The 26,164-nt window shown below is 73.0% G+C and carries 30 protein-coding genes; 13 read left to right on the top strand and 17 right to left on the bottom strand.

Going from position 1 to position 26,164, the window contains the following annotated elements; genetic code table 11:
- Positions 1–72: 72 nt before the first annotated feature.
- Complete coding sequence (locus HCK04_RS20120) at positions 73–579, top strand: MarR family transcriptional regulator (RefSeq protein WP_142648919.1); 507 nt, start codon at positions 73–75, stop codon at positions 577–579.
- A 109-nt stretch (positions 580–688) separates the two neighbouring features.
- Here the strand turns inward: HCK04_RS20120 and HCK04_RS20115 are convergent, their stop codons facing one another.
- The 3 genes from HCK04_RS20115 to HCK04_RS20105 form a co-directional block, all read right to left on the bottom strand.
- A complete protein-coding gene (locus tag HCK04_RS20115; protein ID WP_142648918.1) occupies positions 689–1,168 on the bottom strand; it encodes a TspO/MBR family protein in 480 nt (159 codons plus the stop codon).
- A 42-nt stretch (positions 1,169–1,210) separates the two neighbouring features.
- Positions 1,211–1,732, bottom strand: a complete 522-nt coding sequence (locus HCK04_RS20110; protein WP_142648917.1) for a sigma-70 family RNA polymerase sigma factor — start codon at positions 1,730–1,732, stop codon at positions 1,211–1,213.
- Positions 1,733–1,844: 112 nt separating this feature from the next.
- The gene (locus HCK04_RS20105; RefSeq protein WP_260617342.1) at positions 1,845–2,927 is read right to left on the bottom strand and encodes a MerR family transcriptional regulator; all 1,083 of its coding nucleotides are present in this window, start codon (positions 2,925–2,927) and stop codon (positions 1,845–1,847) included.
- A 351-nt stretch (positions 2,928–3,278) separates the two neighbouring features.
- Here HCK04_RS20105 and crtI point away from each other — a divergent pair, with 351 nt between their 5' ends.
- From crtI to plsX, 3 genes are read left to right on the top strand one after another with little or no spacing between them, the layout of a single operon-like run.
- Positions 3,279–4,787 carry a phytoene desaturase family protein gene (crtI, locus tag HCK04_RS20100; protein ID WP_142648916.1) on the top strand — a complete coding sequence of 503 codons (1,509 nt, stop codon included), beginning with the start codon at positions 3,279–3,281 and terminating at the stop codon, positions 4,785–4,787.
- Positions 4,784–5,713 carry a phytoene/squalene synthase family protein gene (locus tag HCK04_RS20095; protein WP_142648915.1) on the top strand — a complete coding sequence of 310 codons (930 nt, stop codon included), beginning with the start codon at positions 4,784–4,786 and terminating at the stop codon, positions 5,711–5,713. Before crtI ends, HCK04_RS20095 begins: the two co-directional genes overlap by 4 nt.
- 1 nt (position 5,714) lies before the next feature.
- Positions 5,715–6,812 carry a phosphate acyltransferase PlsX gene (gene plsX, locus HCK04_RS20090; RefSeq protein ID WP_260617341.1) on the top strand — a complete coding sequence of 366 codons (1,098 nt, stop codon included), beginning with the start codon at positions 5,715–5,717 and terminating at the stop codon, positions 6,810–6,812.
- A gap of 40 nt (positions 6,813–6,852) precedes the next feature.
- Here plsX and HCK04_RS20085 read toward each other — a convergent pair whose 3' ends face one another.
- Positions 6,853–7,593: a spheroidene monooxygenase gene (locus tag HCK04_RS20085; protein ID WP_240971620.1), complete on the bottom strand. Its 741-nt coding sequence runs from the start codon at positions 7,591–7,593 to the stop codon at positions 6,853–6,855.
- On the opposite strand from HCK04_RS20085, the gene HCK04_RS20080 reads away from it, so the two are divergent.
- Positions 7,550–8,164, top strand: coding sequence for a glycerol-3-phosphate acyltransferase (locus tag HCK04_RS20080; protein ID WP_260617340.1), 615 nt, complete (start codon positions 7,550–7,552; stop codon positions 8,162–8,164). The genes HCK04_RS20085 and HCK04_RS20080 overlap by 44 nt on opposite strands.
- Here the strand turns inward: HCK04_RS20080 and HCK04_RS20075 are convergent.
- The 7 genes from HCK04_RS20075 to HCK04_RS20045 all read right to left on the bottom strand — a co-directional run bounded on the left by HCK04_RS20075 (position 8,115) and on the right by HCK04_RS20045 (position 16,523).
- Positions 8,115–9,407, bottom strand: a complete 1,293-nt coding sequence (locus HCK04_RS20075) for a glycosyltransferase family 2 protein (RefSeq protein ID WP_142648914.1) — start codon at positions 9,405–9,407, stop codon at positions 8,115–8,117. The genes HCK04_RS20080 and HCK04_RS20075 overlap by 50 nt on opposite strands.
- Entirely contained in the window at positions 9,404–10,948 is a 1,545-nt protein-coding gene (locus HCK04_RS20070) for an FAD-dependent oxidoreductase (RefSeq protein WP_168066091.1), read from the bottom strand. Before HCK04_RS20070 ends, HCK04_RS20075 begins: the two co-directional genes overlap by 4 nt.
- Positions 10,936–11,742, bottom strand: a complete 807-nt coding sequence (locus HCK04_RS20065; RefSeq protein ID WP_142648913.1) for a carotenoid biosynthesis protein — start codon at positions 11,740–11,742, stop codon at positions 10,936–10,938. The genes HCK04_RS20070 and HCK04_RS20065 overlap by 13 nt, the downstream gene beginning before the upstream one ends.
- A gap of 310 nt (positions 11,743–12,052) precedes the next feature.
- The gene (locus HCK04_RS20060; protein WP_142648912.1) at positions 12,053–13,030 is read right to left on the bottom strand and encodes an aldo/keto reductase; all 978 of its coding nucleotides are present in this window, start codon (positions 13,028–13,030) and stop codon (positions 12,053–12,055) included.
- 24 nt (positions 13,031–13,054) lie between these two features.
- On the bottom strand, positions 13,055–13,723 hold the full coding sequence (locus HCK04_RS20055; protein ID WP_142648911.1) for a dienelactone hydrolase family protein: 669 nt from the start codon (positions 13,721–13,723) through the stop codon (positions 13,055–13,057).
- Between the two features lie 153 nt (positions 13,724–13,876).
- A complete protein-coding gene (locus tag HCK04_RS20050) occupies positions 13,877–14,320 on the bottom strand; it encodes a DUF6157 family protein (protein WP_142648910.1) in 444 nt (147 codons plus the stop codon).
- Positions 14,321–14,327: 7 nt separating this feature from the next.
- Positions 14,328–16,523 (bottom strand): glycogen debranching N-terminal domain-containing protein, encoded by a 2,196-nt coding sequence (locus tag HCK04_RS20045; RefSeq protein WP_142648909.1) that lies wholly within the window; start codon positions 16,521–16,523, stop codon positions 14,328–14,330.
- 151 nt (positions 16,524–16,674) lie between these two features.
- On the opposite strand from HCK04_RS20045, the gene HCK04_RS20040 reads away from it, so the two are divergent.
- Positions 16,675–16,875 (top strand): transposase, encoded by a 201-nt coding sequence (locus HCK04_RS20040; RefSeq protein ID WP_142648908.1) that lies wholly within the window; start codon positions 16,675–16,677, stop codon positions 16,873–16,875.
- Between the two features lie 82 nt (positions 16,876–16,957).
- Here HCK04_RS20040 and HCK04_RS20035 read toward each other — a convergent pair whose 3' ends face one another.
- The 4 genes from HCK04_RS20035 to HCK04_RS20020 form a co-directional block, all read right to left on the bottom strand.
- Positions 16,958–17,677: a hypothetical protein gene (locus HCK04_RS20035; RefSeq protein WP_142648907.1), complete on the bottom strand. Its 720-nt coding sequence runs from the start codon at positions 17,675–17,677 to the stop codon at positions 16,958–16,960.
- 358 nt (positions 17,678–18,035) lie between these two features.
- The gene (locus HCK04_RS20030; protein ID WP_142648906.1) at positions 18,036–18,698 is read right to left on the bottom strand and encodes a fasciclin domain-containing protein; all 663 of its coding nucleotides are present in this window, start codon (positions 18,696–18,698) and stop codon (positions 18,036–18,038) included.
- A gap of 264 nt (positions 18,699–18,962) precedes the next feature.
- Positions 18,963–19,502 carry a hypothetical protein gene (locus HCK04_RS20025; RefSeq protein WP_142648905.1) on the bottom strand — a complete coding sequence of 180 codons (540 nt, stop codon included), beginning with the start codon at positions 19,500–19,502 and terminating at the stop codon, positions 18,963–18,965.
- A gap of 273 nt (positions 19,503–19,775) precedes the next feature.
- A complete protein-coding gene (locus tag HCK04_RS20020; protein ID WP_142648904.1) occupies positions 19,776–20,000 on the bottom strand; it encodes a type II toxin-antitoxin system HicB family antitoxin in 225 nt (74 codons plus the stop codon).
- A gap of 176 nt (positions 20,001–20,176) precedes the next feature.
- On the opposite strand from HCK04_RS20020, the gene HCK04_RS20015 reads away from it, so the two are divergent.
- Together HCK04_RS20015 and HCK04_RS20010 are read left to right on the top strand one after the other, a co-directional pair.
- Positions 20,177–20,404, top strand: coding sequence for a DUF2945 domain-containing protein (locus HCK04_RS20015; RefSeq protein ID WP_142648903.1), 228 nt, complete (start codon positions 20,177–20,179; stop codon positions 20,402–20,404).
- Between the two features lies 1 nt (position 20,405).
- Positions 20,406–20,735: a DUF3140 domain-containing protein gene (locus HCK04_RS20010; RefSeq protein ID WP_142648902.1), complete on the top strand. Its 330-nt coding sequence runs from the start codon at positions 20,406–20,408 to the stop codon at positions 20,733–20,735.
- A 317-nt stretch (positions 20,736–21,052) separates the two neighbouring features.
- Here the strand turns inward: HCK04_RS20010 and HCK04_RS20005 are convergent, their stop codons facing one another.
- Positions 21,053–21,232 (bottom strand): DUF4236 domain-containing protein, encoded by a 180-nt coding sequence (locus tag HCK04_RS20005; protein ID WP_142648901.1) that lies wholly within the window; start codon positions 21,230–21,232, stop codon positions 21,053–21,055.
- A 237-nt stretch (positions 21,233–21,469) separates the two neighbouring features.
- Here HCK04_RS20005 and HCK04_RS20000 point away from each other — a divergent pair, with 237 nt between their 5' ends.
- On the top strand, positions 21,470–21,877 hold the full coding sequence (locus HCK04_RS20000; RefSeq protein ID WP_205830475.1) for a four-helix bundle copper-binding protein: 408 nt from the start codon (positions 21,470–21,472) through the stop codon (positions 21,875–21,877).
- Positions 21,878–22,016: 139 nt separating this feature from the next.
- Positions 22,017–22,520 (top strand): MarR family transcriptional regulator, encoded by a 504-nt coding sequence (locus HCK04_RS19995; protein WP_142648900.1) that lies wholly within the window; start codon positions 22,017–22,019, stop codon positions 22,518–22,520.
- A gap of 204 nt (positions 22,521–22,724) precedes the next feature.
- On the opposite strand, the gene HCK04_RS19990 is transcribed toward HCK04_RS19995, so the two are convergent.
- Positions 22,725–23,276 (bottom strand): hypothetical protein, encoded by a 552-nt coding sequence (locus tag HCK04_RS19990; RefSeq protein ID WP_142648899.1) that lies wholly within the window; start codon positions 23,274–23,276, stop codon positions 22,725–22,727.
- A gap of 409 nt (positions 23,277–23,685) precedes the next feature.
- On the opposite strand from HCK04_RS19990, the gene HCK04_RS19985 reads away from it, so the two are divergent.
- The 3 genes from HCK04_RS19985 (at position 23,686) to HCK04_RS19975 (ending at position 26,013) form a co-directional block, all read left to right on the top strand.
- Positions 23,686–24,882: a cytochrome P450 gene (locus tag HCK04_RS19985; protein WP_142648898.1), complete on the top strand. Its 1,197-nt coding sequence runs from the start codon at positions 23,686–23,688 to the stop codon at positions 24,880–24,882.
- 72 nt (positions 24,883–24,954) lie between these two features.
- On the top strand, positions 24,955–25,152 hold the full coding sequence (locus HCK04_RS19980; RefSeq protein ID WP_142648897.1) for a ferredoxin: 198 nt from the start codon (positions 24,955–24,957) through the stop codon (positions 25,150–25,152).
- Between the two features lie 186 nt (positions 25,153–25,338).
- Positions 25,339–26,013, top strand: coding sequence for a Crp/Fnr family transcriptional regulator (locus tag HCK04_RS19975; RefSeq protein WP_142648896.1), 675 nt, complete (start codon positions 25,339–25,341; stop codon positions 26,011–26,013).
- Positions 26,014–26,164 lie beyond the last annotated feature (151 nt).

The raw sequence follows: 26,164 nt of genomic DNA, 5'->3' as shown, positions 1-26,164 counted from the left end.
CCAGCGGGAGCGGCCGAACCAGGGTCTTTCGCCCGCAAATCAGCGTGCCGACCGACCGGTAGTCTTGGCCGCATGTCCGGCACCCGTTGGCTCGACGAGGACGAGCAGCGCATCTGGCGTGCCTATCTGCGGACGAGCCAGCTCCTGCAGGAGGCCCTCGAACGGCAGTTGCAGCGCGACTCGGGCATGCCGCACGCCTACTACATGATCCTCGTGGTGCTCTCGGAGTCGCCCGGGCGGACCATGACGATGACGGAGCTGTCCGCCATGCTCCAGTATTCGGTCAGCCGCCTGTCGCACGCCGTCTCCCGGCTGGAGGAGAAGGGCTGGGTGCGGCGGGTCAAGCGGCCGGAGGACCGGCGCACGACCGTCGCCGAGCTCACCGACGAAGGCTTCGCCGCGCTCGCGGAGGCGGCGCCGGGCCACGTCGAGGAGGTCCGCCAGGTGCTGTTCGATCCCCTCACCCCCGGCCAGGTGCGGCAGTTCGGCGAGATCCTCGACACGATCCTGTCCGCCTTCGAGTGCCGGCGGGCCGAGGAGGCCGAGCGCTTCCGCGCGCTCGACGTCACCGCTCAGTAGTGGTCCCCCCAGTGACCACGGCCCGAGGCCACCTCTCCGGCCCGGGGAGGCCGGTAGGAGGTGGTCGGCGGGGGGTGGTCGGCCGGGCGCGGTGCGGGGGGTGGCCGGTTCAGTTCTTCGGGTTGCGCCGCGCGATGGCGGCGTTGAGCGCGGTGGCGAAGACCGTCCACCCGGCGTACGGCAGCAGCAGGAGCCCGGCCGTGCGGTCCTCGCGCAGAAGGCGGCGGGTCAGCAGCGCGTTCGACACGTTGAGCACGAGGATCTCGGCGAGCGCGAGGCGGGGGTTGCGCGCCCTGAAGAACAGTGGCGTCCAGGCCGTGTTGAGCATGAGGTTCGCCGCGAGCGCCCGCCGCAGGGCCGGCCGGGAGCCGTCGTCCGCCCGCGACAGCGCGCGGGCGGAGGCGTAGGCGATCGAGGCGTACAACGGCGTCCAGACCAGGCCGAACGCCTGTGGCGGCGGCTGCCAGGAGGGCTTGCGCAGGCGGGCGTACCAGCCGGAGCGGGCGTCGGTGGACAGGCCGCCTACAGTGGCGGCGGCGGTCACGGCGAGGGCCGTGCCCAGCAGCGTCTTCTTCGATGTGCGTCTCATGGGTCTTCCCTCTGCCCCCGCGACCGCGTTCAAGACGCGTGATCAGGCCGCCGGTCGCAGCAGGGTGGACAGGCGGTGCAGGCCGCGTGCCGTACGCGCCTTGACCGTGCCGAGCGGGACGTGCAGGTGCTCGGCGATCTCCCGCTGGGTCAGGTCTGCGTAGTAGGCCAGCTCGATCGCCTGGCGCTGCACCTGGGGCAGCGCTGCCAGCGCGCGGCGGATCCGGTCGCGGTCGGCGAGCTCGTCGCCGACCATCCGCCCGTCGTGGCCCGTGGGGTCGGGGACCGCCTCCAGCGGCACCGTGGCGGGCGTACGCGCCCGCAGGTGGTCCACCGCCCGGTTGCGGGCGATGCCGAACAGCCAGGCGGGGAGGCTCCGGGCCGGGTCGAATCGGTGGCGGAAGCGCCACACCTCGGTGAAGACGACCTGGAGCACGTCCTCCACGTCCTGGGGTGGCACGAGTCTGTGCAGGTAGGAGCGCACGGCCGGGGAATGCACCCGGTAGCACTCCCCGAGCGCTCCGATGTCCCCCGCGGCTAGGCGGAACTCCAGGGTCTCCTCCATCGGGCCCCCTTCGGCCACAAACCTATTCAAAACCTATTCATAGCTGCCCACGTTCGAAGCGGACAACCATGGGGGCCGAAGGCTGGTTCAAAAACGCATCAAAGGCGCAGAATCACCGCAGAGTGGTCATTACCGCCGAGATGGCGTCACGAAACGTGTTCACCCGGATGACATGCGTAGGCAGGCCGTCCCACCATCCGGGACCGCCGGCCACGACGCGGCAGGCGGGACGCAGCCCCGGCAGACCCGCCAGCGGGGCCGGATCGCCCGTCTCCCGGATCTGCGACCACACGAACACCGCCGCGGGACCGAGACGGCGCATCGCGTCCGCCAGCGCGGCGTACGGCGTGCGCGCCCCGAGCACGCGGGTCTCCACCCCGAGCGCGCCGAGCGCGGCGGCCAGCGCGTGGATCGGCAGCGCGTGCTGCTCCTCCTCCGCACCGGCCAGCAGGACAGGACGGGGATGCACGGGCGAGGGCGCACGCGCCGCGAACCGCGCCAGCGCGGCCTGGAGCCGGTCGGAGAACAGGTGCTCGACGTCGATCCCGGCGCCCGTGTCGCGCTGCCTGCGGGTGACGGCCGCGAACACCGGCAGCACGAGCCGCTCCCAGGTCCACACCACGCCGTGCGCGGCCAGCGCCGTGTCCAGCGCCGCGCTCACGGTCGCGACGTCCAGCGCCGCCGCCGCCCGGGCCAGCATGACCGCCGACGGCAGTCCGGGCTCCCCGCCCGCGCGTGCGGCGGAGGCGGGCGGCGCCGCGCTCTCCGGCGGCCTGGAGAGCCCGGACGGCCTGGAGAACTCGGACGGCCTGGAGAACTCGGACGACCTCGGGGAGTGCGCCTGCGCCGGGGAGTCCGACGGCCCGGGCGGCGTGGCCGTGGTGGGAGCCCTCTCCCGCGACGGCCGCTCCCCGGAGGCGGGCCGCGTCCGCAGCGCCTGCCTGGCGGCGTCGGCCGGCGGCATGCCGGTCCGGATCAGCCGGTTCATCTCCTGCAGACGGCGCAGGTCCGCGTCGTCGTAGCGGCGGTGCCCGCCGGGGCTGCGCCTGCTCGGGCCGATGCCATATCGGAGGTTCCACGTGCGCAGCGTGGACGCGGGCACGCCGAGCCGCCGGGAGACGGCCCCGATGCCGTAGCCCGGTTCCTCGCCGGCACCCGGGTTCTCACCGGCCGCCGGCCCGCCCTCGCGCGTCACGTGCTCACCCCGTCCGGTCGTCGCCGCGGCCCCGCGCGCGGCTCCGTGCCCGCCCCTGACCTTGTTTCGGCCCGGGCGCCCGGCACGGATGCAACCGCCGGAGCGGGCGGGCGCGAAAACTCTACTGACGGCGCCGCCGATCACCGTAACGATCCGAGGAGCAGTGCGCATGCCGACGTTGACCCAGCCCGCCGGGGCCGACCTGCTCCCGGGCAAGCGATCCTGCCTCCTGACGCCGGCGCCCGAGCGGGCGGACCACCCGGGAGCGGCGCCGCCGGACCCGCTTCCGGGGACCGGCGAGGCGCCGGCTTCGGGTGGCTCCGCCGATCCCGCTCCCGATGGGGCGCGCCGATGAGCGCGGGCGGGCCGGTCGTGGTGATCGGCGCCGGGCTGGGCGGCCTGTCCGCCGCGATGCGCCTGGCCGGGGCGGGCCGCGAGGTGACGGTCGTGGAGGCCGCCGACGTGCCGGGCGGCTGCTGCGGCACGGCGGCCCTGGGCCCGCACCGCGTCGACACCGGCCCATCGGTGCTGACCATGCCGGGGGTGCTGGCCGACACCTTCGCGTCCGCCGGGCAGGATCTGGAGCGCTGGCTCCCGCTGCGGCGGCTCGACCCGTACTACCGGCTGACCTTCCACGACGGATCGCGGCTCGACGTGGTGGCGGGGGCCGACGCGATGGCCGAGCGGGTGCGGGCGCTGTGCGGGCCCGAGGAGGCCCGGCGCTACCTGCGGTTCCGGCATCTGCTGGGAGAGCTGTTCGAGGCCGAGTGGAGCACGTTCATCGACCGGGACATGACCCGGCTGGGCGCGCTGGCCCGGCCGTACGCGCTGGCGCGGCTGGCCGCGCTCGGCGGCTTCCGCCGGCTCGACGGGCTCGTGCGGCGTCACCTCACCGACGAACGGCTGATCAGGGCGCACACGTTCCAGGCGCTGTACGTCGGCCTGTCGCCGCGCCGCGCCCTCGGCGTGTACGCGGTGATCGCCCACATGGACACGGTCGGCGGGGTCTACTTCCCCCGGGAGGGCGGCATGCACGCCGTCCCCCGGGCCATGGCCGCCGCCGCGGAGAAGGCCGGGGCGGTCTTCCGCTACGGCGTGCGGGCCACGCGGATCGAGACCGACGGCGCGGGGGTCGTCGCGGTGCGCCTCGACACCGGCGAACGGCTCGCCGCCCGGCACGCCGTGGTGGCCTGCGACCTGGTCCGGGCGCACGGCCGGAAGGGCGGCGACGGCCTGCTGCCGGAGGAGGCGGCCGACTGGCGGCTGCGCCGGCCCCGTTTCTCCCCTTCGTGCCTGGTGGCGCACTTCGCGCTCGACCGGCGCCCGGACGGCCAGGCCCATCACACGCTGCACTTCGGGCGGGAGTGGGAGCCGACGTTCGCGGCGCTCGATGCGGGCAGGCCACAGCCGGACCCGAGCCTGCTGGTGACCTGCGCGGACGACCACGCCCCCGACCCCGGGCCTGATACTCACGGGCGGCACGACCATCGCCCGGCCGTGCTCAGCGTGCTGGAACCCACCCCGAACACCCGCAGCGGCGCCGACTGGGCCTCACTCACCCCCCGTCTCGTGGACCGCATGACGAGCCGGCTCGCCGACCTCGGATATGGCGATCTGTCCGGCGCGCCCCGGCTGGTGTTCGATCCCCCCGGATGGCGGCGGCGCGGCCACTCGGCCGGCACGCCCTTCGCGCTCGACGCCCGGTTCACCCAGACCGCGTGGTTCCGCCCGTCCGGCGCGGCCCGGCGGGTCCCCGGCCTCCACTTCGCCGGTATGTACACGGCTCCCGGTGTCGGAGTGCCCCCCGTCCTGATCTCCGGCCGCCTGGCCGCCGAACGCATCCTGGAGAGCACCCCATGAGCACGCTGAGCACGCCGTCCCTGGCGTCGGCCGCGACGCTGACGGCCGGCTACGAGCGGTGCCGCAGGCTGCACGCGAGCTACGGCCGCTCGTACTACCTGGCCACCCGCCTGCTGCCCGCCTGGAAACGGCCGCACGTCCACGCGTTGTACGGCTTCGCCCGCTACGCCGACGAGATCGTCGACTCGCTCGCGATGACCGGCGACCGGGCCGCGGCGCTGGAGCGCCTGTCCTCCCGGCTCGCCGCCGCGCTGGACGGCGACCGCGTCCACGATCCCGTGCTCCCCGCGTTCACGCACACGGTGCGGGCGTTCGGGATCGACCAGGCCGACGTGCGGGCGTTCCTCGCGTCGATGCGCGCCGACCTCACCGTGGACCGGTACGCGACGTACGACGACCTGCTGGGCTACATGGAGGGATCGGCCGCGGTCATCGGGACGATGATGCTGCCGGTGCTGGAGGCCCTGCCGGGCGAGGAGGCACGGGCCCGCGAGCCCGCCCGCCAGCTCGGGCTGGCCTTCCAGCTCACGAACTTCATCCGCGACGTCCGCGAGGACCTGGCGCGGGGCCGCGTCTACCTGCCGCTGTCGGATCTGGACAAGTTCGGCGTGACCGAGGCCGACCTGGCCGCGCCGTACGCCACTCCCGCGGTGCGGGAGCTGGTGGCCTACGAGTGCGACCGCGCCCGCGACCACTACAGGCGGGCCCGTGAGGGGATCGAGCTGCTCGCGCCGTCGTCGCGGCCGTGCATCAGGGCGGCGTACGAGCTGTACGGCGGCATCCTGGACGAGGTCGAGGCGGCCGGGCACGACGTGCTGGCGAGGCGGGCCAGGGTCGGACGGCGGCGCAGGCTCGCGATCTTCGGCAGGCACCTGCTGGCCGCGCGCGCCGCCGCGCAGGCCGAGCTCCGCGTGGGGGTGGCCTGACGTGGCTCCCGGGCAGGAGGCCACACCGGGCGCCACACCGGGCGCCACACCGGGCGCCCCTGCGAGCGCCACGGCGGGCCCCGGTCCGGTGCCGGGGCCGAGGATCCCCGCCCGCGAGCCGGACGCGGCCTCCCGGCCGGTCGTCGTGGACGCCATGGGCGGAGACCACGGGCCCGCGGAGATCGTGCGGGGCGCGGTCGCGGCGTGGCGGGAGCACGGCGTGCCGGTCGTCCTCGTCGGCCAGGCCGGGGTCGTGCACGCGGAGCTGGCCCGGCTCGGGGCGGCGGGCGAGATCGACGTCGCGCACGCCGCCGACGTCGTCCCGATGACCGAGCGGGGCGCGGGCGCGGTCCGCATGGGAAGCTCCAGCCTGGCCGTCGGCTTCGATCTCGTACGGGAGGGGGCCGGCGCGGCCTTCGTGTCGGCGGGGTCCACGGGCGCCGTGGTCGCCTGCGCGGTCGACCGGCTGGGCACCGCGCCCGCCGTGCTGCGTCCCGCGCTGGCCGTGGCGCTGCCGACGACGGCGGGCGGCGCCACCGTGCTGATCGACGCCGGCGCGACGGTGGACCCGACGCCCGAGATGATCGCCCAGTTCGCGCTGCTCGGGGCGTCGTACGCGCAACTCGTGCTGGGCGTGGCCGACCCGCGCGTCGGGCTGCTGTCGATCGGCGCGGAGCCCGGCAAGGGCAACCGGCTGACCCGCCGGGCCGAGACCCTGCTGCGGGGCCTGCCGCTGCGTTTCCACGGCACCGTCGAGGGCGGCGACGTGCTCACCGGGGCCGTCGACGTGATCGTCACCGACGGCTTCACCGGCAACATCGTGCTGAAGAACGTGGAGGGGACCGTGCGCGCCACGCTCGCCCTCGTGGCGGCGCAGGACGTGGGCGCGACCGACTGCCTCGGGCGGGTGGCGCGGCGCTACGCCCCAGAGACGCACGGCGGCGCGGCCCTGCTCGGGCTCACCCGCACCGTCGTCGTGGCGCACGGCTCCTCCCGCGCCGCGACCATCGCCAGGGCCTGCGTGGTGGCGCGCGACCTGGCCGTGGGCGAGATCGTGGCCCGGCTCGGCGACCGGCTCGCCATCCACCCCGGGCGGTGACCTCCTGCGCTCACGAGCTTGTCCCGGCCTGCGGGATCGCTCAGCGATCGGCAGGCGAATCGCGGAGGGGGTCGCGCCCGTCCCAGGTGCCCTCGCTCGCGTAGGGGACGAACCGGGCGAACAGCTCCTCGGAGTACCAGTCGTGGGCACGGACCCGCGCGACGACCTCGCGGTGCGCCCGCCCGGCGTAGGCGAACGCGCGTACGGCGGCGGCGTCGCGCCACAGCGAGAAGGTGGCCTGCCTGGCGACCGGCCACTCCCCCAGCCCGACGGAGGCGAGGCAGCCCCCCTGTGCCCGCAGCGACCGGTCGACGGCGGGTGCGGACCGGTAGAACGCCGGCAGCCGCGACGGCCGGATCGACGCCCGGGTCAGCACCGCCACCGGGCCGCGGTGCGGCTCGTCGCCGGGGCCGCCCGTCACGGGCACGAACGGCTCGACGCCGTTCCAGCGTCCGCGCGATGCCATCGGCGCGAGCCGTACGTGCCAGGTCTCGACCGCCTCGCGCCGCCACCTGCCGGGGATCGGCGAGCGGGCCAGGAACTCCTCCGCCGCCTGCTCGTCCCGCCAGACGGCGAGCAGCGCCCAGCGGCGCAGGTCGGCGCCGAGGGTCGTCGACGGCCCCCGGCCCGTGCCGAGCAGCCGCCAGAACAGCAGCCCCCCGGTGCGGCGCAGCACCGGACGGTCGAAGGCCATGTGACGCATCGCCCCCCGGCCGGCGTATCTGTGGAGGTGGAACGTGACGACGCTCCCGCCGCTCGTCCCCATGCTGGTGGCGCTCATCGGCGGCTACCTTCTCGGCTCGATTCCGGTGGCGGTGCTGGTCGCGGGACGGCGAGGAGTCGATCCCCGGGAGGTGGGCGACCGCAACCCCGGCTTCTGGAACGTGCGCGAACGGCTCGGCCGCCGGGCGTCCGTGCCGGTCTTCGCCGGTGACATGGCCAAGGGCGTGCTCGCCGGGCTGCTCGGGCTGCTGGCGGCGGGCGGGCACACGACCGGGCCGGGAGTGGTCGCCGGGCCGAGCGCCCCGGCGGCGTACCTGGCCGTGGGGGCCGCGATGATCGGGCACGCCTGGCCGGTCTTCGCCGGGTTCCGCGGCGGGCGGTCGGTGCTGACCTTCACCGGTGGCATCGCGGTGATCTGCCCGCCCGCGTTCCTGCTCGCGCTCGCCGTAATGGGGGTGACGTTCCTGCTCACCCGGTCGTTCGCGATCGGGGCCAGGGCCGGGGTCTTCGCGATCCCGCTGCTGCAACTGCCGTTCGCGCCGATCGGCCACGTCGCCGCGACCGGCGCGCTGATGTGCCTCATCGGGCTGCGGTTCGGTCAGGCGGCCCTGGCCGCGCGCCGCACGTGACGGCGTCGGCGCGGCCCAGGCCGTACGCGCGGCTCCGCCAGGTCCTGACCGGCCGCAGCGTCGCCTGCGTGAGCCGTACGGCGGTGGCCGGATCGAGCAGGAACGACAGCAGCACGCCCGCGCCGGGCCGGGCGTAGCTGCGCCGCAGCGCGGTGGCGAGCAGCAACCGTACGGCGAGCAGCGCCAGGTCGAGCCGGGTCGGCCGCCCGGCGGCCAGGCGGAGCGCGGGCAGCGCGGCGGCGAGCCAGACGACGGCGAGATCGGCCGCCTGCCAGGCGGGGCGGGTGACGTCGCGCAGCGGCAGCGAGCGCCCCCACTCCCGCCACGCCTCGGCCGCCGACTCGTGCATGTCCACCTCCAGCAAGCCGCCCGCGTCGAGGAAGCCGACCCTCCAGCCGTCGGCGGCCAGGGCCCGTGCGAGGGCGACGTCGTCGGTCATGTGGCCGCGCACGCGGGCGAAGCCGTCGGCCCGCCGCATCGCCTCACGCCGGAAGGCCAGGCACTGGCCGTTCGCGACCACCCGGTGGGGCGGCGGCGGGACCGGCGGCCCGATCGGGCCGAACCGGTAGACCAGCGTGGCGAGGAACGACGCGTGCAACGCCTGCTCGGCGAGGCCGTCGCAGACGAAGCGCGGGCCCGCGCTGACCAGGTCGTGCTCCGCGAGTGCGGCGGCGAGCGCGCCGAACAGGCCGGGCCGGGGCCGGGTGTCGGCGTCCAGGGTGACCACGATCTCGCCGTGTGCCTCCTCCAGCCCCTGGTGCAGCGCCCACTGCTTGCCCACCCAGCCCTCCGGCAGCGGGCGTCCGCGCACCACCGTCGCCCCGTACGCGGCGGCGAGCCGGGCGGTGCCGTCCGAGGACTCGTCGTCCACCACGATCACCTCGGTGACGGCGGGATCGGCCAGGACCGCCCGCAGGCAGGGGCCGAGCCGCCGCTCCTCGTCCCTGGCCGGGATGACCACCGAGATCCCCGGACTTCCGGCACCCGGTTTTCCGCCGCCTGATGTCGTGCCCCCGCCGATCCACGCCGCCCGGCCGGCGACACCGCCCGGGGGCGCGTCACCGGGGAATTCCCCGGGCGCGGGCGCGGTGAGCGGAGGGAGGCGCCGGCGACCACGCGCGAGCCGCGCCAGCACGACGACGGCCGCGACGGCCTGGGCCACGGCGAGCACGCGCGCGGCGGCCCCGGCCCGTGGCCGCCGCGGAGCGGGTTTTCCGGTCGTCGTGGTCGCCTCGGCCTTCACCGGGCTGCCTTACCCGGGTGCCGGGCGGAACGGGGGAAGTCGCCGCGCACCAAGGCGGCCACGATCCGCCCGCCCATGGCCACCAGGGGCAGCCCGCCTCCCGGATGCACGGACCCGCCGACGAGGTAGAGCCCGCGCCGTGGCCCCCGGTTGCCGGGGCGGCGGAACGGGGCGAACGGCCCGCCGTACGCGCCCCCGTAGATCGCCCCGCCCCACGCGCCGTACCGGTCCCGCAGGTCGGCCGGGGTCAGCAGGTCGAGGAAGCGCAGCCGTCCGGACAGGTCGTGCCCCCGGCTCGCCAGCCGTTCGAGCACCAGCTCCGCGTACGCCTCGGGCGGCCTAGGCCAGCGCGCGGGGTCGCCGGCCGGGACGTTCACCAGCATGCTCCAGCTCTCCGCGCCGGGGGGAGCCTGGGTGTCGTCCGTCACCGCTGGGCAGCCGATGTAGACCGTGGGATCCTCCGGCGGACGCCGCCGCTCGAAGATGTCGCCGAACTCGCGCCGATAGTCGGCGGAGAACACCACCGAATGATGCGGCAGGCCCTCGGTCCGCCCCTCCACGGCGGCGAGCATCAGGAAGGCGGACGACGACAGGCCCAGCCGGGCGATGCGGCGCAGCCGGGTGCGGTCGGGCAGGAGCCGCCCGTACAGGGCGGCCGCGTCGGCGTTGACGATCACGATGTCGGCCCTGACCACCTCGCCGGGAGCCGTACGGACGCCGACGACCCGCTCCGCGTCGGCGAGGATCTCGGTGATCTCGGTCTCCAGCCGGACCTCGACGCCCGCCTTGTCGAGCGAGGCGGCCAGCGCCTCGGCGAGGCGGGGCAGCCCGCCCCGCACGTACCATCCGCCGTCACCGTGCTCGATGGCGGGGACGCAGCCCAGGGCGGCGGGCGCACGGTAGGGGTTCGAGCCGGCGTAGGTGGCGTAGCGGCCGGCGTACTGGCGCAGACGGGGGTCCCGGAAGAAGCGGCACGCGAGACCGTGCAGGGTGCGGCCCGGCGCGACCGCGAGCAGGTCGCCCGGCCGGGGGCGTGGGAGGGGTCTGCCCGGCCGCCCACCGGCAGGGCCGCCCGACGGGCCGCCCGACGGGCGACCGCCCGGCCGGAACGGCGGCTCTACGACGGGCCCGGACAGCGGGCCCGCGAAGAAGGTGCGCGTGGAGGCGTCCAGGCAGCGCTCGGCCCAGCGGTGGAAGGCCCGCCAGCCCCGGCCCTCGCCGGGCGCGAGCCGGTCCACCGCCTCCGCCGTACGCCCCGGGTCGCGGTAGGTGGACAGGGTCGAGCCGTCCGCGAAGCGATACCGGCACAGCTCGTCGAGTTCGAGCAGGTCGAGCGGCACGCCGAGGTCGAGGAAGAGGCCGGGCAGCGTGAGGAGCGAGGGGCCGATCGAGAACGTGAAGCCGTCTCGCCTGTGCTCGGCCAGCTTGCCGCCGAGCCGGGGCAGCCGCTCGTGGATCCGCACGTCGTGCCCGTCCCGCGCGAGCAGCAGAGCGGCCACCATGCCGCCGACGCCGCCCCCGACCACGATCACCTCCGCCATGCGCACCCCCAGGCGAGCAGGGCGAAGGCGCCCATCGCGAGCCCTCCGGCGGCGGCCACGAACGGATCGGGCGGCCGGAAGACCACGGCGAAGCCGACGGTCTCCATCAGCGCCATGACCGTGTAGAGCGCGACGAGCCCGGTCGTCCCCGCCGCCTCGGCGCCGGTCACGGGCCGGTCGGCGGCGGGACGGCCGGTGATGCGGTCGAGCAGCGCCATGACCAGGAAGGAGACCAGCAGCCAGCCGGCGAAGTTGGTGAGCGGGACCCCGCGGTAGGGTCCCGGCTCCGCCCAGACCCACAGCCCGAGCCCGAGCATCTGCGGGTCGAGGAACAGGTCCCACGCGGTGAGCGCCAGGGCTCCGGCGAGGATCGGCGCCATCCGGCCGCGCGGCGCCACGCGGCGGGCGACGGCGTGTGCGGCCAGACCCATGCCGCCCCAGGCGATGGCGACGATCAGCGGGACGCCGCCCGGCCGCGGCCACAGAACGTCGGTGTAGCGGTAGTCGCCGAAGGGCAGGCCCGTCCTGGTGCCGATCCATTCGGCGGCATAACCGGCCGCCACCGCCGCCGTGAACGCGCCCGCCGCCCTGCGCGGGGTGTACGCCGCCGCCGCGAAGGCGAGCGCGCCCACCGCGAGCAGCACCACGACCGCGGTGGTGAGGCGCGGGTCCTGGGGCCGCAGTCCCGTCGCGATCTGGGCGGCCACCATCGCGGCCAGCGCGACCACGCCGGCCGCGTTCGGCCACGCGCCCGCCGGGCGGGGCGTCCGCGGCGCTTCCGGCTCGGACGACATCCCGGAGGACGCTCCGGACGACGGCCCTGGTGATGGGCCGGGTGACGGGCCGGGTGACGGGCCGGGTGATGGGCCGGGTGACGGGCCGGAGGGCGCTCCGGGGAGTTCCGGCCCGCTCGACGAACGCCGGGGCGGCCGGGCTCCGCGCCGTTCGGGTGGCGTGCCATCAGCCTTGGCCGCGCTCTTCGCCGCGTTCTTCCGTGCGGCCTCCCACGTCTCCACGTAGGGTCATTCGAGCGCGTCCCCCTGATCGGATGCGCTCCGGCCCCACTTGGGCGCCCGGTGGAACCCGGCTACACCGGCCGGGCCGTCACCAGCGGTGGTGGACCTGCGGGCGGATCAGGTCGTCGTAGACCTGGCGGACCGCGTCGTGGGTCTCGGCCGGCAGCGGCGGGAACTGCGCCGCCGCGGCGTTGGCCTCGGCCTGTCCGGGGTTGCGGGCACCGGGGATCACGACGCTGACCCCGGGCTGGTCGATGATCCAGCGCAGGGCGAACTGCGCCATCGTCATGCCCTCGGGCACGAGACCACGCAGCCGCTCGACCGCCTGGAGGCCCACGCCGTACTCGACGCCGGAGAAGGTCTCGCCGACGTCGAACGCCTCGCCCTGACGGTTGAAGTTGCGGTGGTCGTCCTCGCCGAAGACCGTCTGCGGGCCGTACTTGCCCGACAGCAGGCCGCTCGCCAGCGGCACCCGGGCGATGATGCCGACTCCGGCCTTCTCCGCGGCGGGCAGGACCTCGTCCAGCGGCTTGAGCCGGAAGGCGTTGAGGATGATCTGCACGGTCGCCACGCCGGGGCGCGCGATCGCGGTCAGCGCCTCGGCCACCGTCTCGACGCTCACGCCGTACGCGGCGATGCGGCCCTCGGCGACCAGCGTGTCGAGCGCGTCGAAGACCTCGTCGGTCTCGAAGACGGCGCTCGGCGGGCAGTGGAGCTGCACCAGGTCGAGCGTGTCGACGCCCAGGTTGGCCCGGGAGCGGTCGGTCCAGGCGCGGAAGTTGTCCAGCGTGTAGACGTCGGGCGTCTGCTGCACCCTGCGGCCCATCTTGGTGGCCACGGTCAGGCCGGGCCGCTCCTTGATGAGCTTCCCGATGATCTTCTCGCTGCGGCCGTCGCCGTACACGTCGGCCGTGTCGATGAGGGTGGTCCCCGCGTCGACCGCGGCGTTGAGAGTGGCCAACGCGTCGGCCTCGCTCACCTCGCCCCAGTCGGCCCCGAGCTGCCACGCTCCCAGCCCGACCACGCCGACCTGCCTGCCCGTCCTGCCCAACACGCGCTGTTCCATGGGGTCTGATCGTAGCGGGGCACTTCAGGCGGAGGCCGATCCACCCGCCAGATGGTGCACGAACCAGTCGCGGGCGAGCCTTGCGACCGTCTCCAGCGCGCCCGGCTCCTCGAACAGGTGCGTGGCGCCCGGCACGATCTCCAGCCGGACCGGCGCTGTCATCGCCCGCATCGCCTCCCTGTTGAGGTCGAGGACGACGGAGTCACGCCCCCCTACGATCAACAGCGTCGGCTGGCGCACCGAGCGGAGCGCGCCTCCCGCGAGGTCGGGCCTGCCGCCCCGGGACACCACCGCCCTGACCAGGCCGGGCCGCGTCGCCGCGGCGACGAGCGCGGCGGCGGCGCCCGTGCTCGCGCCGAACAGGCCGACGGGCAGGCCGCCGACGACCTCGTCCTCGGGCAGCCGGTCGGCCAGCGCGCCCACCCGGTCGGCGAGCAGGCCGATGTCGAAGCGCAGGTGGCCGGTGAACGCGTCGACGCGTTCCTCCTCCACGGTGAGCAGGTCGGCCAGGACGGTGGCCAGCCCGGCCCGCTGCAACTCCCTGGCGACGTATCGGTTGCGCGGGCTGTGCCGGCCGCTTCCGCTGCCGTGGGCGAACAGCACCGCTCCCCTGGCATCCCTGGGGACCGCCACGTCGGCGTCGAGCACGACGTCGCCGACCGGCATCCGTACGCTGAGTTCCACATCGCTCATGACGCCCGCCCCCCTCGGCCGTGCCCGGCTCGGCGGCGCCGTACGACATCAGGATGACGCCGCACAACCAGGACAGCGCTGGACAATCGGGGGCCGTACCCCGGGCCGGCCCAGACAAACCGGGACAACTCTCGGCAAACCAGGAACGACGCGTCAGGCGCGGCGTGAGCGCAGCGCCTTGAGCACCCGCACGCCGCCGTCCTCCCCGGCGCGCGCGCCGTCCACCAGGCGCCGGTATTCCTCCGACTCCATGGGACACAGCGCGATGCGTCCGTCCCGGTCGAACAGCAGGCCCCAGCCGTGTCTCTTCGCCAGCGGCGACGACCTCAGGCACGCCTGGGGACGGGAGAAGAACTCCTTCCTGAGCTCCGCGCGCCGCTCGGCGGGCAGGTCCGCCGACAGGTCCTGACGGCGCAGCCAGGTCTCGAACAGCACGTCCTCCTGCGTCAGGCCGTACGGCGCGCCGGAGATCAGCTCGTACTGGAGGACGGCGACGGTGGGTTTGCCGCCTCGGCCCCGGGGCACCTCCGCGGCGGTCACCGGGCAGTCGTCGGCGACCGCGATGAGCGTCGAGTAGTAGTTCAGATCCTCGGGCATGGCTCCACTATGCCCGAGGAGATCGCCGGCTTTCCTCACTCCGGTCGCACATGGAAGACCTGCGGAGGGCCGCGGGCGGGCGGGGCTCCTCGATGAGACGCACCTCTTCCGGCAGCCCGTCCACGTGCACCTCGCCGCTGTCCTCCCGGGCCTCCAGGTCGACCCGGGTGCCGGCGATCGGGAAGCCGGAGATGCGCAGCTCCCCGAATCCCTTGGGCAGCACCGGCGCGATCCACACCCTGCGGCTCGGCACCCACGGGTCGACGCGGAGCAGGAGCCGCAGAAGCTGGATCGGCGTGGCCGAGGCCCAGGCTTGCGGCGAGCACGAGGTCGGGTAGGGCACCGGCAGGTCGAACTCCGCCCTGTCGAACCCGCAGAAGAGCTCGGGCAACCGGTCGCCGAAGGCGCGGGCGGCGTCGAGCAGGCCGGTGGCGATGCGCTGGGCCTCCTCCACGAACCCGTAGCGCATGAGCCCGGACGCCACGAGCGCGCTGTCGTGCGGCCAGACGGACCCGTTGTGATAGCTCATCGGGTTGTACGCGCCCATGTCGGAGGCGAGGGTGCGGATGCCGAAGCCGGAGAACATCCGGGGCGACAGCAGGTGCCCGGCCACGGCCGGGGCCTTGTCGCGGTCGACGATCCCGGACCACAGGCAGTGGCCCATGTTGGAGGCGAGCGCGTCGATCGGGCGGCCCTCGTGATCGAGCCCGACGGCGAAGTAGCCGCGGTCGGGCAGCCAGAACCGTTCGTTGAACCGGGCGCGCAGCTCCGCGGCCCGTTGCCGGTAGAGCTGCTCGGTCTCGGTGTCGCGCGCCTCCTTGGCGAAGTAGTGGCGGGCGATGTAGGCGGCGTAGACGTATCCCTGCACCTCGGCGAGGGCGATGGGCGGCCGCGCGATCGTGCCGTCGGCGAAGTTGATGCCGTCGAAGGAGTCCTTCCAGCCCTGGTTGAGCAGGCCCTGGTCGGTCTTGCGCTGGTACCACAGGAACCCGTCGCGCATGCCGTACCGCTCGATCCACTCCAGCGCGGCGTCGGCGTGCGGGATCAGCCGCTCCACCGCCGCCCGGTGCAGGCCCCAGCGGCGCAGCTCGCCGAGAAGGATGACGAACAGCGGGCTGGCGTCGACCGAGCCGTAGTAGGCGTGCCCGGCGGCCGACCTGTCGTCCTTCCTGGCGCCGTAGCGCAGCTCGTGCATGATCTTGCCGGGCTCCTCCTCGGTCAACGGGTCGACCTTGGTGCCCTGCAGGGCGGCCAGCCGTCCCAGCGTGCCGTGCGCCAGCTCGGGATCGAGCGGCAGGGCCATCCACGAGCTGAGCAGCGAGTCGCGGCCGAACAGCGTCATGAACCAGGGCGCCCCGGCGGCGACGGTGGGCGGCAGCTCCGGTTGCCCGGGATCGAACAGCCGCAGTGCGCCGAGGTCCTTCTGCGACTGACGCAGGATTCCCGCCAGCGCGGTGTTGGTCGTCGTCACCTTGGGCAGGCGCTTGTCCCACTCGAAGAGCTGACCGGCCCGCTGGACCAGCGCGGGCGACAACTGCTTCTCGGTGTACCACGGCTCGGTCTCGATCCCGTCGATGATCGGGTTGGCCTGCACGCAGCCCGCCCACTCGCCGCGCGCCGGCACCACCACGCGGAAGACGAGCAGGCGCGGGTTGATCATCGGCAGCACGGGGGTGCCGTCGGCCTTGGCGATCACCCGCACTCCCCTGGCCTTGCTGCCCGAGAACATGCGCAGCGACCGCTCGTCCGCGACGGTGGTCACGTCGGCCACCCAGTGCACCCGGTGGGTCTTCACCTCGAACAGGTCGCACACGTCGGAGCCGATGTGCAGGGTCACCATGCAGCCGGCCGGCTCGTGGGACATGTTGCGGATGGTGATGTCCTCCGACAGCCCGCCGCCGACGTACCGGTCGCGCACGATCAGCAGCGTGCTCTCGGCCTGCCCCGGCCGCGGCGATGTCCGGCCGACGAAGGTCGCGTGGTACGGCTCGCCCGCGAGGACCTGGAGCTCCTCGATCGGGCTGTCGTCGACGCGCAGCTCCCAGTGGGACAGCAGCCGGGTGTCGGCGTAGTAGATCCCCTGCGCCGACCCGGGCAGGATGTCGCCGTTGCGGGCCGACACGCAGAACGATCCCCCGGCCACGAGTGTCATGGCCCCGCCGATGGCGCTGGGCTGTCCCTCGAACGTCCATCCGCTCGTCATGCCGATCACCCCGGCCCCCGGTGGCTGTTCCGACGGTGCCCTCATACCCGGAGGTGGCGCGAATTTTCGCCTGATATGCGGCCTTGTTTCCGTATCCAGTGATCCAGAGGGGTTTACTCGGCCATGACCCGGCGTTTCCTACCCTTCCGCCATGCACAGGTGGATGAGCTCGGAGGGACATGAGGTAGACGTGGTCGTCATCGAGGGCCGCGCCCTGCTGCGCGTGCGACACCTGGGCTACCACATCGGCTACTGCGCCTCCGTCGCGGAGGTGGCGGCCCACCTCGATCTCGCCGACCTGGTGGAGGTCGTCGACCTGCCTCACGCCGCCAGGGGCCGTGGACACGGATGACCCGTGGACAAGGATGAGGGGTGAGCCGGACAGGCTCACCCCTCCCTCTGATCACCGCGTCGCCTCACCGCGGCGCGGACGCTCAGTCCTCCCAGCCCGGCATGTTCCAGAAGCTGTCGGCGGCGGCCGGCTTGGGCTGTGCCTTGGCCTGGGCCTTGGCCGGGGCCTTGGCCGGGGCCTTGGGCTTGGCCTTCGCGGTGGTCTTCGCCTTGCCGGCCTGCGGCATGCCCCAGCCCGGCATCATCCCGCGCACCCAGGCGTCGGCGGCCTCGTCGTCGTCGGCCTTCGACGGCTTACCCGCGAGGTCGTTGCCGGACATCTTGGTAATCGTCGGCTGGTTGGACGTGGGGCGAAGGAAGACGTCCTGCGGCGAGCCCTGGCCGCTGTTCCCCTTGGCGGGCATCGTGAACATGGAGCCCGGCTGCGATCCGCTCACCTGGTTCCCGTTCGCGCCGGCCAGCGGGCCGCCTCCGGCGGGATTTCCGACCGGCTGCGTGCCGGCCTGCCGGCCGTGGGCCGTGTCGCCGCCCGGCGCCTGCCTGCTCTGGTCGTTCGCCGCCGGTCCGCTCGCCCGATCCTCGGCCTCGTCGTCCGCCGGGAAGAACGGGCCGACCTTCGCGCCCTTGTCCAGGATGTCCAGGCTCTTGGACGCGACGACGTCGGGCTCCTCCGGGTGGTTCATCGCCATGGCGGCGATCTGCTTGCCGGGCGACATCGGCTCCTTGGCGGACAGCGGAGCCGGGTCCGCGGGAGCGGGGCCGGAAAGCAGGGCCGCAGCGAGTACGGCAGTACAAAGAGGCATGAGAATTTCCCCCGAAATCTCGTGGACGGTACAAGAACGAAGGTAAGCGCACGATGCCGGGCCATCACGGACCCGATGCTCAGTGTCCGGTCAAATAAGAGGATCAGCCGCTTCAGGACATAGACTCCCAGCTCACCCCCTGCTTCGCTCATTACGGAAATGACCGCGCCATGCTCCAAGTGCCCGTACGGCAATGCATGCGGTGAAATCGCGCGGCGAGAGACCGGGGAAGAGGCGGGAGAAGGCGGGGAAGCGGCCCGGGGACGGCGTGAAGGACACAGGGAAACCGCGAAAAACGGAACGGGGGCGAGCCGTGAGCGGCTCACCCCCGTGAAGGCTGTTTCCGTACGACGGCCGATCACCTCGGCATGAGAACCTTGTCGACCGCGTAGATGGTGGCGTTGCTCGTCGCGATGTTTCCGCAGGTCACAGTGGCGTCGTTGACCTTTAGCGTGGAGTCGGACCCCGTGACGGTGAGCTTGCGCCCCTCGAGAGTGGTGAGCTCGCCGTGCATGTCCGCGGGCGCCTTGCGCCCCTTGACCACGTGGTAGGCCAGCAGCCCCCGGAGCGACTTGCGGTTCTTCATCAGCTGGTCGAGCTGGCTCTTCGGGATCTTGTTGAACGCGTCGTTCGTCGGCGCGAACACCGTGATGTCCTGGGCGGAGTTGAGCGTCTCCACCAGGCCGGCCTTCTTCACCACGCGCGCCAGCGTGGAAAGCAGCGGGACGTCGGAGATCGCGGTGCCGACGGGCACCTTGGCCAGCTCTGCGGGGCTGCCCTTGCCCGAGGCCGGCAGCGAGGAGCAGCCCGCGCCGACGGGCGTTCCGGAGACGGACGGAGACGCGGACCCCGACGCGGTGGGGCTCTCGCTCGCCTCCGCGCTGGGAGTCTCGCTGGTCATGTCCGTCGCGGTCTCGTTGGCCGCGACCGGAGCGGGATTGCCGCCGCCCTGGCCGCCGCACGCCGCGGACATGGAAAGCGCCGCGGTCAGGGCGGCAAGGGCGAGCAGACGGGTATTCATGATCGTGTTTCCTTAGTCGTGGAAAGGTCGTTGCTGGGTGGTTGGTCGGGTGCGTGATGAGACACGGGACGGGCGCACCGATCGGTCCCGGGGACCGGACGCGGTGCCCGGCGTGCCACCCGCACGACCGTCCGCGCCGTCGGCGACCCCTGTGGACGGCGACACCGGAAGAGCCCGCCACACGGGCTCAGGACCGGTGTGGCGGGCCGTTCTGACGGGCCGGTCACACGGGCCTCTTCCGTCAGGCCGTCTGGGGTTGGCTTACTAGCGCGGCCGCTGATGCTGGCGGGGCCTGGTGACCGGCTTCTTGCGCGCCGTCTTCGGCTGGGCCGCCTTCTGCTCCGCCTGCGGCAGCGGATAGATCCTGGTCGACTGGACGCCCTGCACCGGGCCGAAGGTGAACGGCTGCGGCGCCTGTGCGTTCGAGCCGGAAGCGACGACTGGCCGGATGAAGACGTCGCGTGTCTTGGGATCGATCACCGGGACGTACTTGGTCGTGGTCTCTCCATCGGCCTCCGTGCCCTCGATCGTGACCGGCGAGCGGGGAGCCGTGGCGCTGTCGTCGCGCTCGCCCTCCGTCCCGCTGGGGGTCATCCATGGCGGCGCCTGGGGAATGGTGGACGAGGGTCCCCCGGCCTGCGGCACCATGGCGGGCAGGGTCGCGAATTGCGGCCGGCCCGTGGACGGCGACGCGGCGTTGGTGTTGTCCGTGGTTGCCCTCGTACCGGGCGGTGCCGGGTCCGGCGGCACGGCGGCCGGCCCGGAAAGCAGGGCGGCGGCCAGTACGGCTGTGCAGAGAGGCATGAGACTCCCCCGAGGTCATGGATGGTACGAGCACGACGGTAAGCGCCGCACCGGGGAGTGATCACGCATCCGACGACCAATGTCCGGTCAAGCATGATGATCGGGCGCTTCACCCGTAAAGATCCCATCAGTCCCGCGAGCGGCCTCGGCACGGCCGTGGAGAGGGCCGGAGCGGGACGGGCAGCGGGGCCCGTAGGGTGCCGTTTCCTCACGGGACCCGCGGGTGAGGGGGCCGGACGGGCTCGCCGGCGCACCGCCGCTTCGCCCGCGGTCTCACTCGGGCAGCCTGACCTCGATCGGCACCACGATCGGCGGACACTGGGGCGGGTGCGGCACGGGCCGCCGCTCGAAGTAGTGCTCCAGGGCCTGCCGCAGCCGGTCGAGCGCCTCGTCGACCGAGTGCCCCTCGCAGGCGACCTCGACCTGAACGCACCGCGCACAGTACAGGCCGTCGTCCTCGGGGGTGACGGTCGCGGTCAGCCGCACGGTCCGTCCCATGCTCCCACCGTGCGCGGTGACGGGCCGAGGTAATCCCGGCGCCCGGGCAACAGTACGGAGATCCCCCGCCCGATCGGCTCGGCGACCTATGCGCTTCGCGCCGATTTTGCCTGATAGAGAGGCATTTCGGTGGCCAGTCGCGAGGCGGGCGGGCTTCCTCGGGTAGGGCCGGGCCCATGGGCAAGAAGGACAAGAAGGAAGAGCCGTCGGCGGGCGACGAGGTCACCTGGAAGAGCCACGGCGGCGAGGCGGCCGGCAAGGTCGAGAAGAAGATCACCGAGCGTACGGAGGAGGCGGGCCGCACCGTGGCCGCCTCGCCCGAGGACCCGCAGTTCCTCGTACGTAGCGACAAGAGCGGTGGGACGGCGGTGCACAAGCCGTCGGCCCTGCATCCGAAGGAGTGACGTGACCGCCGACAGGAAGCAGACCGCCGCCGAGTTCGGTGAGGCGGTCAACATGTCCGCGGACGAACTGGAGCGATGGCTGCGCGAGGAGCCGTCGAAGGCGGTCGGCGACAAGCCGGACGGCGGCGAGTCGACGGGCCGCGAGTCCGGCCGGCACATCGTCGCCATCCTCCGCAAGAAGACGAGCGAGCTGGACGACGAGGACTACGCCCACATGCGCAAGGTCGTCGGATATGTCCGCCGGCACCTGGCCCAGCGCCCCTCGGGCGACGTGCGGGACACCCGCTGGCGATACTCCCTCATGAACTGGGGCCACGACCCGCTGAAATAGTGCCTTCGAACGGCCAGGTCCGCCCCCGGGGGGTACGCAGGCACCTCACCTCGTGCCGCCAGGTGCACGACGGGCGGTCCGCGACGCCGGGTCCCCCGCGTGCCGACGCGAGGTGCCCTGCGGCAGGTCCGCGACCGGGTTCGCGAACGTGCCGCCGCGCGTTACCGCCAGGTGCACCACAGCCGGTCCGTGACGCCCGGTTCGCGGGCGCGGGGACGCGCCCGCCGTGCCGGTCGTCTTGCCGCCGCTATGTCGTCTCCGACGAGTCACGCCCCGCTGCGCGTGGCCGAGGTCGGGGGTATGGCGACGGAGACTCGCTAATCAAGCGTCTTCTTCCAGTGGAAGCCGCCGGGCAGGTTCACGGTGAGGGTGCGGCGTCCGTCCGCCGTCTTCGTGACGCGGAAGGCGCGTCCGCCGAAGCTGTGCCCGACGCCGCCGCGCGAGAGGTTGAGCCTGAACGGTCCCATCTTGATCGCTTTTCGGTAGCTCCAGCCCATGAGTTCCTCCTTGTTCTGCCGTGGCCTCGCGACTACCCCGGAGGACGATCAGCACACCTGCCGACGGATCATCTCCGTTTACGACCGTGCTGCCGGGTATGGCCACCAAAGAGCAATCCGGCCGTCAGGAACGCGATCGGATCGCCGAGCGGGCGCCGGAGGCGACGGACCCGACCTCGTCGGCGGGTCTCCGCCTCCTCGCGGGGACGCCTGCCCGAGAGCGGAAGGAGCTGTGCTATGGGACACGCCGGAGTGATGCTGGAGACCTATCCCGCCGACCTCGGCGGCGTGGACAGGCAGGTGCTCGCCAAGTGCATCGAGGCCTGCTTCGACTGCGCGCAGACCTGTACGGCCTGCGCCGACGCCTGCCTGAGCGAGCACGCGGTGGCGGGGCTCGTCCGCTGCATCCGCACCAACCTCGACTGCGCCGACATCTGCGCGACGACGGGCCGGGTGCTGTCGAGGCACACCGGCTACGACGCGAACCTGACGCGCGCCCAGCTTGAGGCGTGCGCGCAGGCGTGCCGCAGTTGCGGCGACGAGTGCGGCCTGCACGCCCACATGCACGAGCACTGCCGGGTCTGCGCCGAGGCGTGCCGTCGCTGCGCCCAGGCCTGCAACGAGTTGCTGGCCGCGCTCGGCTGAGCACCCGCACTCTGACCTTCTCCCCGAGGCCGGTTCATCAGGGCGGCTCTCTTGGCGGCTTCCACGGCGCGGCCTCGCCCGCCGTACGTCGCGGGGGCGTTGGCATGGCCGCGGCAGGGACCGTGTAAAAACTGTTCCTATGGCAAAGGAAGCGGACGAGGAGCCGATCGGCGACGACCTGGAGGCCGTCACCGCAGCCGTGCTCACCGCCTCGCGTGTGCTCGTCGCGATATCGGCACGGTCGCTGGCCGCGGCGGAGGACCGGGTCACCCTGCCGCAGTTCCGCATGTTGATGGTGGTCGGACAGGGCGAGACCAAGCTGGTGACGCTGGCGGACAAGCTTGGCGTCAATCCGTCGACGGCCATGCGCATGGCGGGCCGCCTCGCCGTCGTCGGCCTGCTGAAGCGCGAGGTGAATCCGCAGAACCGCCGGGAGACCCTGCTGCGGCTGACCGACAACGGGCGGCGGATCGTGGAGGAGGTCACCGCCCGGCGCAAGGAGGAGATCGCCGCGATCCTCACGCGAATGCCGGCGTCCCAGCGGCAGGCCCTCATCACCGCCATGCGGGAGTTCAACGACGCGGCGGGCGAGCCGCCCGCCCGCATCGCCTTCCCGCTCGGCTGGCCCGGCCCGTCCGCCTGACCACCGCCTGAGCGGCTTCCACGCCGTCGCCCCGGGCACAGGCCGAAATCCAGGCGCAGGGTCGTCGGAGATTCAGCGCCCGGAGGCGGCGCAGGCCCCGGCGATTCAGCGCCGGACGCGGCTTCCGCGGGGTCGGCTCAGGGCGAGCGCCCTGGGATCCAGCGCCTTGAAGGGGATCCAGTGCTCTGAAGCGCGACCCCGGAATCAGCAGCCGTCGGCGGCGCAGGCTCCGGGGATGAGCCCGGGGGCTCCATCGGCGCCGGACGGCACCTCACCCTGGTCCTGGCTGCTGCCGCCCTTCGAACCGCCGCCCTTCGAGGCGCCGCTCGTCTTGCCAGACGAGCCGGTCCCGGTGTGGCCCGTGCTCTTCCCTCCGGAGGCGGAGCCGCCGCCCGAGGAGGCGGAGGCGGTGTCCGCGCCGCCACCACCGGACGCCTGCGATCCGCCGGCGCCCTGGTCCCCTGCGCCCTGATCGTTCGCGCCCTGATCCGCTGAGCCCTGGTCGGCCGGGCCCTCCGCGTCCTGTCCGCCCTCGCCGCCCAGTCCGTCGCCCTGTCCGTCGCCCCGTCCGTCGCCCCGTCCGTCGCTCTGTCCGTCGTCCGCGGCGGAACCGGTGTCCTGGGCGGGGGCCGACTGGCCGGTCCCGGCCCCGGCGGGCGGGTCCGCGGGACCGAACCCGCCGCGCAGCGCGAAGCCCGCTCCCCCGGCCGCGAGCACGGCCACCAGGGCCACGGCGGCGATGACGACGGGCTTCATGTTCCTGGTCCTGGGGGGCGGCTCCTGCCGGCTGGAGAGGATCTCCTGCCGGAGCCGGTCATCGTGGCTCGTCTGTGACGGGACGCGCCCTTGCATGCGAGACAACTCCCAGCGGTCGTGTTCGGGGGAAACCTCCACGGCTTCCGCGGGTGGCTGCCCACCCTAACTCCACCCGTGACCAAATTTCACATAGACGGCTAAACAATCATGAATCTCCATAGGCCGCCGGACCTGCGGTGTCACGACAAGTCCCCCGAGCATGCTCATTCTTGAGCAAACAAGGAGTAAAGGCCCTCGGTAGCATCCCAGTGCCACTCCGGCTTCCCGCCCAGATCAGCGCGTGGGAGACCGAGACCCCGCCCGGCCGGTCACCCGTCAAGCTGAGCGCCGTACAGCGAAGGAAGAATCGATGACGGACGCCCGCCTTGCCTTTCCCGTGACGGAACGGGCCTGCCCGTTGGATCCGCCGCGGGAGTACGCCAGGCTCCGGCTCGAACGGCCGGTCAGCCAGGTCGACCTGCCCAGCGGCCAGTGGGCGTGGCTGCTCACCCGGCACCAGGACGTGCGGGCAGTGCTCGACGATCCTCGGTTCAGCTCCGACATGAGCCGGCCCGGGTTTCCCAACCTCTACGCCAAGCCCGTCGAGCCCGTGCTCAAGGGCACGTTCATCCGCATGGACGGCGAGGAGCACGCCCACTATCGGCGCATGCTGACCGGGGAGTTCTCGGTGAAGCGTGTGGAGGCCATGCGCCCGGCGGTCGAAGCGGTCGTGGACGGCTGTCTCGACCGCATCGAGACGTCCGGCTCCCCGGCCGAGCTGGTGCGCGATCTGGCACTGCCGGTGCCCTCCCGGGTCATCTGCGGGATGCTCGGCGTCCCCCACGAAGACCACGGCACCTTCGGCGGCTATCTGCAGACGCTGTTCGACGCCAAGAGCGACCGCGAGCAGATCGGCGCCGCGAAGACCGGCCTCGCGGCCTACCTCGACCGGCTCGTGGCCGACAAGGAGCGCGAGCCCGGCGATGACCTGATCAGCCGTCTCGTGACCGAGCAGGTGCTCCCCGGACGGCTGAGCAGGCAGGAGCTGATCACGATCTCCTGGATGCTGCTCGCCGCGGGTCACGAGACGACCGCCCACATGATCGGCCTGGGGGTGCTGACCCTCCTGGAGCACCCCGATCAGCTCGCGGCGGCCAAGGCCGATCCGAAGCTGATGGCGTGCGCTGTGGAGGAGCTCCTGCGGCACCAGACCGTCATGCAGCTCGGCATGACGCGGGTGGCCGTGGCGGACGCCGTGGTCGGCGGGCAGCTCATCCGGGCCGGCGAGGGCGTCATCGCCCTCCTCGCGATGGCCAACCGCGACGGTGAGGTCTTCCCCGACGCCGACAGGTTCGACATCCGCCGCGGCGCGCGCAACCACGTCGCCTTCGGGTACGGCCCGCATCAGTGCCTCGGGCACACGCTCGCCCGGCTGGAACTGCAGGTCGCGTTCACCCGGCTGTTCGAGCGGTTCCCGGGCCTGCGCCTGGCAACCCCCGTCGAGCGGATCCCCTTCCGCTACGACGCGATCGTGTACGGCGTGCAGGAACTTCCCGTCACCTGGTGACAGGGGCCGCGCGCCCGCAGGACGAGATCGGACGAGCCGGTCCCCGTACGCCGGGGCGGCCGAGGAGGAAGTATGCGTGTCAGCGTCGACACCAGCCGATGTTGCGGAGCGGGGACGTGTGTCCTCATCGCGCCCGGCGTCTTCGACCAGACCGACGACGAGGGCACGGTCGTCCTGATGGACCCGTGCCCTCCGCGGAAGTTGTGGAACGACGTGCGGGAGGCGGCGGTCGCGTGTCCCCGCAGCGCCATCGACGTCGACGACGAATGAGGGGCAGGGCCTTCCCTGCCCCTCATCGCGTCCGGGATGCGCCGGCGCGGCGCCTGTGACCACCTCTCGAACTCCGACCAGCCCAAATAGGCACGACAATGCGCACGATAAGCGCACTTTTCACATTAAGCATGCTTCGCTTAAACTCTAAGCGGATCATGAGGCGTTGACATCATTGGGGGGTGTATGCGTCGGGCATCCGGCTCTTTACAGGTTGGCGAGCGGCTTCGCGCCCTCTGTTGTACCGCTTCCGATCACACATCTGTCGTCAGACTCAACCGCAACGAGCATTTATACGTATGCGGTGAACAGGCGAGTCATCTCTACATCATCATCAGCGGCCGGCTGAAGACGGTCAGCGTCTCGCGCTCGGGCAAGGAGTGCCTACTGGGCATCCACACCTACGGCGACCTGCTGGGCGAGTCCTGCCTGCTGGGCGGCAGGCGGGGCGAGACGGTGACCGCGATGACCCCGGCCACCCTGCGCAAGATCCCCCGGGCGAACTTCCTGTCCGCGCTGGCGGACGACGGTCTACTCGAGGACTTCCTGTGCTACCTGGCCCATCGCCTGACCGAGCAGCAGCAGGTGATCACGAGCCTGGTCACGGCGGACAGCGAGGAGCGCCTCGCGCACACCCTGCTGCGCCTGGCCCGCAAACTGGGCACGCCCAAGGCCGGGAAGCTCTGCATCCACGACAAGATCACGCAGGAGGAGCTGTCCGGCATGGTCGGCACCACCCGCTCCCGGGTGGGCTATTTCCTCAAGCGCTTCCGCGACAGCGGGCTGATCGAGAGCCGGCCGGACGCCTTCCTGGCGGTGGACGAGGAACGGCTGGGCGACTACATGGAAGCGATTTCCTGAAATTCGGACGAACGTCGTCCGGCGGAACAGGACGGCCGGGGCGGTTTTCCGCGCCCGGCCGTCGGCCTTTCATCCGAACGATTTCGAATCCTCAGGAATACAACCGATCATCGGGGGTAGGAAAATGCTTTTTGGACCGCCGGGGCCGCCC

This window comes from Microbispora sp. CL1-1, assembly GCF_012034195.1.
GTDB lineage: Bacteria > Actinomycetota > Actinomycetes > Streptosporangiales > Streptosporangiaceae > Microbispora.
Note: the sequence above shows the minus strand (reverse complement) of the source record. Positions and strands in the feature narration are given on the sequence as shown.

Coding starts and splice junctions, on each gene's coding strand:
- HCK04_RS19990 (WP_142648899.1), bottom strand. CDS start 23,276: ATGAAGCCCGTCGTCATCGCCGCCGTGGCCCTGGTGGCCGTGCTCGCG.
- HCK04_RS20025 (WP_142648905.1), bottom strand. CDS start 19,502: ATGCCTCTCTGCACAGCCGTACTGGCCGCCGCCCTGCTTTCCGGGCCG.
- HCK04_RS20005 (WP_142648901.1), bottom strand. CDS start 21,232: ATGGGCTGGAGCTACCGAAAAGCGATCAAGATGGGACCGTTCAGGCTC.
- HCK04_RS19995 (WP_142648900.1), top strand. CDS start 22,017: ATGGCAAAGGAAGCGGACGAGGAGCCGATCGGCGACGACCTGGAGGCC.
- HCK04_RS20035 (WP_142648907.1), bottom strand. CDS start 17,677: ATGCCTCTTTGTACTGCCGTACTCGCTGCGGCCCTGCTTTCCGGCCCC.
- HCK04_RS20045 (WP_142648909.1), bottom strand. CDS start 16,523: ATGACGAGCGGATGGACGTTCGAGGGACAGCCCAGCGCCATCGGCGGG.
- HCK04_RS20110 (WP_142648917.1), bottom strand. CDS start 1,732: ATGGAGGAGACCCTGGAGTTCCGCCTAGCCGCGGGGGACATCGGAGCG.
- HCK04_RS20095 (WP_142648915.1), top strand. CDS start 4,784: ATGAGCACGCTGAGCACGCCGTCCCTGGCGTCGGCCGCGACGCTGACG.
- HCK04_RS19975 (WP_142648896.1), top strand. CDS start 25,339: ATGCGTCGGGCATCCGGCTCTTTACAGGTTGGCGAGCGGCTTCGCGCC.
- HCK04_RS20115 (WP_142648918.1), bottom strand. CDS start 1,168: ATGAGACGCACATCGAAGAAGACGCTGCTGGGCACGGCCCTCGCCGTG.
- HCK04_RS20085 (WP_240971620.1), bottom strand. CDS start 7,593: ATGAGCGCCACCAGCATGGGGACGAGCGGCGGGAGCGTCGTCACGTTC.
- HCK04_RS20040 (WP_142648908.1), top strand. CDS start 16,675: ATGCACAGGTGGATGAGCTCGGAGGGACATGAGGTAGACGTGGTCGTC.
- HCK04_RS20015 (WP_142648903.1), top strand. CDS start 20,177: ATGGGCAAGAAGGACAAGAAGGAAGAGCCGTCGGCGGGCGACGAGGTC.
- HCK04_RS20020 (WP_142648904.1), bottom strand. CDS start 20,000: ATGGGACGGACCGTGCGGCTGACCGCGACCGTCACCCCCGAGGACGAC.
- HCK04_RS19985 (WP_142648898.1), top strand. CDS start 23,686: ATGACGGACGCCCGCCTTGCCTTTCCCGTGACGGAACGGGCCTGCCCG.
- HCK04_RS20070 (WP_168066091.1), bottom strand. CDS start 10,948: ATGGCGGAGGTGATCGTGGTCGGGGGCGGCGTCGGCGGCATGGTGGCC.
- HCK04_RS20065 (WP_142648913.1), bottom strand. CDS start 11,742: ATGTCGTCCGAGCCGGAAGCGCCGCGGACGCCCCGCCCGGCGGGCGCG.
- crtI (WP_142648916.1), top strand. CDS start 3,279: ATGAGCGCGGGCGGGCCGGTCGTGGTGATCGGCGCCGGGCTGGGCGGC.
- HCK04_RS20060 (WP_142648912.1), bottom strand. CDS start 13,030: ATGGAACAGCGCGTGTTGGGCAGGACGGGCAGGCAGGTCGGCGTGGTC.
- HCK04_RS20030 (WP_142648906.1), bottom strand. CDS start 18,698: ATGAATACCCGTCTGCTCGCCCTTGCCGCCCTGACCGCGGCGCTTTCC.
- HCK04_RS20120 (WP_142648919.1), top strand. CDS start 73: ATGTCCGGCACCCGTTGGCTCGACGAGGACGAGCAGCGCATCTGGCGT.
- HCK04_RS20000 (WP_205830475.1), top strand. CDS start 21,470: ATGGGACACGCCGGAGTGATGCTGGAGACCTATCCCGCCGACCTCGGC.
- HCK04_RS20055 (WP_142648911.1), bottom strand. CDS start 13,723: ATGAGCGATGTGGAACTCAGCGTACGGATGCCGGTCGGCGACGTCGTG.
- HCK04_RS20050 (WP_142648910.1), bottom strand. CDS start 14,320: ATGCCCGAGGATCTGAACTACTACTCGACGCTCATCGCGGTCGCCGAC.
- HCK04_RS19980 (WP_142648897.1), top strand. CDS start 24,955: ATGCGTGTCAGCGTCGACACCAGCCGATGTTGCGGAGCGGGGACGTGT.